The organism is Tateyamaria sp. (assembly GCF_059783535.1).
The window spans coordinates 18038-22684 of record NZ_JBYNDP010000065.1 but is presented as its reverse complement, the minus strand read 5'-3'; the positions used below and the strand labels follow the sequence as shown (position 1 = coordinate 22684).

6 protein-coding genes are annotated in these 4647 nt (G+C 57.8%); 3 read left to right on the top strand and 3 right to left on the bottom strand.

Annotated features, from left to right (window positions below):
* The gene (gene rpsG / locus AC6RA8_RS13335; protein WP_189371941.1) at positions 1-471 is read right to left on the bottom strand and encodes a 30S ribosomal protein S7; all 471 of its coding nucleotides are present in this window, start codon (positions 469-471) and stop codon (positions 1-3) included.
* Positions 472-483: 12 nt separating this feature from the next.
* Positions 484-855, bottom strand: a complete 372-nt coding sequence (rpsL, locus tag AC6RA8_RS13330; protein ID WP_109385713.1) for a 30S ribosomal protein S12 — start codon at positions 853-855, stop codon at positions 484-486.
* Between the two features lie 337 nt (positions 856-1192).
* Here rpsL and AC6RA8_RS13325 point away from each other — a divergent pair, with 337 nt between their 5' ends.
* Entirely contained in the window at positions 1193-1999 is an 807-nt protein-coding gene (locus tag AC6RA8_RS13325) for a putative rhamnosyl transferase (RefSeq protein WP_500353230.1), read from the top strand.
* Here AC6RA8_RS13325 and AC6RA8_RS13320 read toward each other — a convergent pair.
* Complete coding sequence (locus AC6RA8_RS13320) at positions 1988-2854, bottom strand: DMT family transporter (protein ID WP_500353229.1); 867 nt, start codon at positions 2852-2854, stop codon at positions 1988-1990. The two genes, AC6RA8_RS13325 and AC6RA8_RS13320, sit on opposite strands and share 12 nt — an antisense overlap.
* A gap of 131 nt (positions 2855-2985) precedes the next feature.
* On the opposite strand from AC6RA8_RS13320, the gene AC6RA8_RS13315 reads away from it, so the two are divergent.
* Positions 2986-3363, top strand: coding sequence for a hypothetical protein (locus tag AC6RA8_RS13315; RefSeq protein WP_500353228.1), 378 nt, complete (start codon positions 2986-2988; stop codon positions 3361-3363).
* Between the two features lie 115 nt (positions 3364-3478).
* Positions 3479-4647, top strand: a 1169-nt coding sequence (locus AC6RA8_RS13310) for an MFS transporter (protein WP_500353227.1), incomplete at its 3' end; no start/stop codon positions are given.

The following is a 4647-nucleotide window of genomic DNA, read 5'->3' as shown; positions in this document are numbered from 1 at the left end:
TTACCAACGGTAATGGCTGAACGCTTTGTTGGCGTCGGCCATCTTGTGCGTGTCTTCACGCTTCTTCACGGCAGTACCGCGCGACTGTACAGCGTCGAGCAGCTCACCGGCGAGGCGTTCTTCCATCGTGTTTTCGTTACGGCCGCGGCTGGCTGTGATCAACCAGCGGATGGCCAGCGCTTCGCGGCGCTCGGGACGCACTTCAACCGGCACCTGGTATGTGGCACCACCAACGCGGCGCGAACGCACTTCCACGGACGGTTTGATGTTGTCCAGCGCTTCGTGGAACACTTCCACGGGCGCGCGTTTGATCTTGGATTCAACACGATCCAGCGCGTTGTAGACGATGCGTTCGGCGGTCGATTTCTTACCGTCCAGCATCATGTTGTTCATGAATTTGGTCAGAACCTTATCGCCATACTTGGCGTCGGGCAGAACTTCGCGTTTTTCGGCGGCGTGACGACGTGACATCTGCTGCTCTCCTTATTTGGGGCGCTTGGCGCCGTATTTCGAACGACGCTGCTTACGATCTTTGACGCCCTGGGTATCCAGAACACCGCGCAGGATGTGGTAACGCACACCGGGAAGGTCTTTCACACGACCGCCGCGGATCAACACAACCGAGTGCTCTTGCAGGTTGTGGCTCTCGCCGGGGATGTAGCTGATAACCTCGTACCCGTTGGTCAGGCGCACCTTGGCAACCTTCCGCATGGCCGAGTTCGGCTTCTTCGGTGTCGTTGTATATACGCGTGTGCACACGCCGCGCTTCTGAGGGTTGCCCTCAAGGTGAAGCGACTTCGAGCGTTTTACTTTGGGCTGCCGCGGCTTGCGGATCAGCTGTTGGATCGTTGGCATTGCAGGTTCTTTCCCCGTCTCATCAACACATGTGTCATGCGGGTCCAACCCGCGGTTTCAATTCCATCGCTGCCTGTGCGTCCACAACAGCGCAAAAACCGCAATCGCTCCTGTCGAAGGGGCGACGCGGTGGGTTTCCAGAGGATCGGGCCAATGCAAGGGCCGGATCGTGTCCACTTAAGTTTTGATTTCGGTGCCGGGGCGACCCCCTTGCCGAGATAGCGCGCGTATAGGGGGAGTCGGAGGGGGTGTCAACAGCCACACACGGCTTGCAAGCCCCGTGATCCTCAGGGCACAGTTGCCCGTACCAACGGCAAAAAACAAGGGGCGAACCCTCATGCAAATCATCGGGTTGTGCCGCTTTTCCTACCCCGCCATCGGGGGCTTTCAGGTGGGTCACGAAAGCATCGAAGACCGGATGGCATATCTCTGGGCGCATGACCGGCTCGAAGAGCGGTTTCGGCTGCTTGAAACCATGGCTTTGCCCTGCCTTCGGGCGCAGACTGATCAGGACTTTGATCTGCTCATCCTGATCGGCGATCAGCTTCCCATACAGCACCGGGATCGCCTGCACGACCTGACATCGGACATGAAGCAGGTGCAGATCATCTCCGAACCACCCCACCCCAGCCGCGAGATGTCCAAGGCATTGCTGAACAATGCCCGCCGCAATCCCTCGAACCCCTGCATCCAGTTCCGTCACGACGATGATGACGCATGTGCCGTCGACTTCATTGAGAAGATGCGCGAAGCCGCCAAGGACGCGCGGCCGCTGACAAAGAAACACAAAACCGTAGGACTGGACTGGAACCAGGGCTATGTCGCCGAAGTCGGCGCAGAAGGCATCTCAGAGACGCAGATCTATCGCGCATTCTATGTGTCGGCCTTGGGGATGTACATTCAGGGCGACTGCAAGTTAACCATCCACAACTTCATGCACGAACGCATCCCGCAATTCATGCCGTGCGTTACCTATGCCGATCCGAACATGTTTATCCGTACGCACAACGGATACAACGACAGTCGCCAGAAAAAGGTGAAACAGGTCCCGGTCGACCCACTGACACCTGAACAGGAACAGCTCTTCCGCGACCGCTTTGCCGTGGACATTGATCACGTGCGCCGCGTCTTCTCAGCGCGCTGAAACCTTCCGTTCGCGGTACAGGGTGAACAGGCCCGTAGCGACCACGATGGCAGCACCGATCAAAGTCAACGACGATGGCCAGTCACCAAAGACCAACCACCCCAGCACCAAGGCCCACACAAGGCCCGTGTAGCGGAACGGCGCGATAAAGCTGATTTCGCCAACACGCATCACCTGCACGGAAAAGAAATAGCCGCCGATGATAAAGACAGATGCCCCTCCGATCAGCAACGCCAGTCGCATATCAATCGGAACCCATTCGGTGGTGGTAGAGGCAACACCGGCAAAGGCCGTCACAGTCAGCGCGGCAACCCATGTCACGGTCATCGATGGAACCTCGGATGACAATCGACGCGTCGCCAGATCGCGCACTGTGACACACAGCACGGCGATCAGGGCATAAACTGACCAGAGTGAAAAACCTTCCGCTCCGGGCCGCACGATCAAGAGCATGCCCATAAAGCCCAGAAGGATGGCTGACATGCGGCGCCACCCCAATGGCTCTCGAAAAAACAGGGCTGCTCCAACCGCGACGGTCAAAGGCAAGACCTGCAAGATCGCGGTCACATTGGCCAGCGGCATGTTCAGAAGCGCGGTTATGAAGAAGTAGGCGGCACCCACCTCTGCCATCGATCGCACCGCGATCAACGCCCAGTCCTGCACCCCAATGCGAAAATGGATGGTGCCCAGCCACCGGGCCATACACAGGATCAACAATGACGACAGCACACCCCGGATCACCAGCAGCTGCATTAAAGGCACAGCACCATCTGTGAGCTTGATCAACGTGTCGTTGATCGTGAACGACGCCATGGACGCCATCATCAAGAGCGCACCGATTGTGTTGGGGGACATCAGGACCTGCCGGATCAATTCACGGCCACGCTAGCGTTCAGCCACGGTGAAGACCAGAGCGAAACCGGACAGACAGCGGGCCACCGGTCAGCGTCGTTTCGCGCATCTCACGTCCGCCTCACTTGTGAAACATGCAAATCATACTAAATCAATCAAGTATTCAACAAAATGAGGATCATATGCGTTTCTTCCCGTCTGTGGCGATCGCCATCGGCATCGCAACTCCGGCCCTGTCCGACGTCGTACCCATCGCCAGTATGCAACGTGGCCAGACCGCTACTGTCGAAGGTGTTGTAGACAGGTTTTTCGACAGTGATGAGATCCGGCTGCGCGATGAATCTGGCGCGGTGCGTGTGTATCTTGGACCACAAATGATTGACCTGAAAAGCGGCGAACGCATCCGAGTGTCAGGTATCCTCGACAATGATCTTTTACTGAATGAGTTTTACGCGCGCGAGATCACGCGCGAGGACGGAGAAAGCATAAGCATTCGCCACGAATACGAGTGATTTCCGAGCATTTCTTGTTTCAAAGCCACAAGCAAAAACAGGGCATCCATTTGGAGCTTGACCTCAAGTTCACTTAACCCCCTAGACATGGGTCATCGCGTGTAACGAGGTGATCATGTCCAATCCCAACCGTCTGCCCCGTTTCATTGCCGCAAGTGGCATGACAAATCTGGCAGACGGCATTGCCGTGGTTGTGTGGGCCTGGATCGCTTCGCTGCTCAGCCGCGATCCGCTTTTGATCGCGCTGATGCCCATTGCACTGCGACTGCCGTGGTTCCTGTTTGCCCTGCCCGCCGGAGTGGTCACCGATCGTGTGGATCGCAGGCAGCTTATCCTGGGCATGGATGTGTTGCGGGCCGTTGCCTTTGGCTCTGCAACGGTCCTGGTCTGGACCGCATCACCGCTTGCACCCGCCCCGGACAACGGAACATCGGACCCCTTTCTGTTTTATGCGCTCCTTGCCTGCGCGCTGCTTGTCGGCACGGCAGAGGTGTTCCGGGACAATGCCGCTCAAACCATGTTGCCGGCGCTCGTGCCACACAGCGCGCTTGAGAAGGCGAATGGGCGGCTCTGGAGCGTCGAACTGGTCGGCAATTCGCTGCTTGGTCCGGCTCTTGGTGCCTTCTTGATTGCTGCGGTGGTCTGGGCGCCTTTTTCCATGAATGCCCTTATGTTTGCGCTGGCCGCACTGCTCATCCTGACGCTGCCCGGCAATTTCAAACCAACGCGCATACAGCAAAGCTCACTGCGCGCCGATCTGGCCGAAGGTATTGCCTTCCTGCGGGCAGCCCCCTTTCTTCAGGTGCTTGCCGTGATCACCGGCATTTGGAACCTGCTGCACCAGATGGTCGTGATCGCACTTATTTTGCACGTGCAGGAAAACCTCGGGATCGGAGCCCAAGGGTACGGACTGATCCTCGCCGCCGGCGCGGTTGGGGGGATTGCCGGAGGTTTGGTCGCGGACCGCGTGGTAAAAGTCATTGGCCAGAACAAGGCCGCCCAATGGATGACGCTGGCGTCTGCCGTCGCCTTCGCCATCATCCCATTTGCGCCGAACGGTTACGTGCTGGCACTGGTGCTTGCGTTGTTCGAATTCACTGGCCTGATCTGGAATACCGTTTCGGTATCTTACCGCCAACGATACATTCCCGACGCTTTGCTTGGACGTGTAAACAGCATCTATCGCCTGCTCGCCTGGGGCATGATGCCCATCGGCTTGCTGCTGTCCGGGCTGGTCGTGGGAATGGCTGAAGAGACAATACCGCGTTCACTCGCACTGATATC

Coding starts and splice junctions, on each gene's coding strand:
- AC6RA8_RS13320 (WP_500353229.1), bottom strand. CDS start 2,854: ATGTCCCCCAACACAATCGGTGCGCTCTTGATGATGGCGTCCATGGCG.
- AC6RA8_RS13315 (WP_500353228.1), top strand. CDS start 2,986: ATGCAAATCATACTAAATCAATCAAGTATTCAACAAAATGAGGATCAT.
- rpsL (WP_109385713.1), bottom strand. CDS start 855: ATGCCAACGATCCAACAGCTGATCCGCAAGCCGCGGCAGCCCAAAGTA.
- rpsG (WP_189371941.1), bottom strand. CDS start 471: ATGTCACGTCGTCACGCCGCCGAAAAACGCGAAGTTCTGCCCGACGCC.
- AC6RA8_RS13325 (WP_500353230.1), top strand. CDS start 1,193: ATGCAAATCATCGGGTTGTGCCGCTTTTCCTACCCCGCCATCGGGGGC.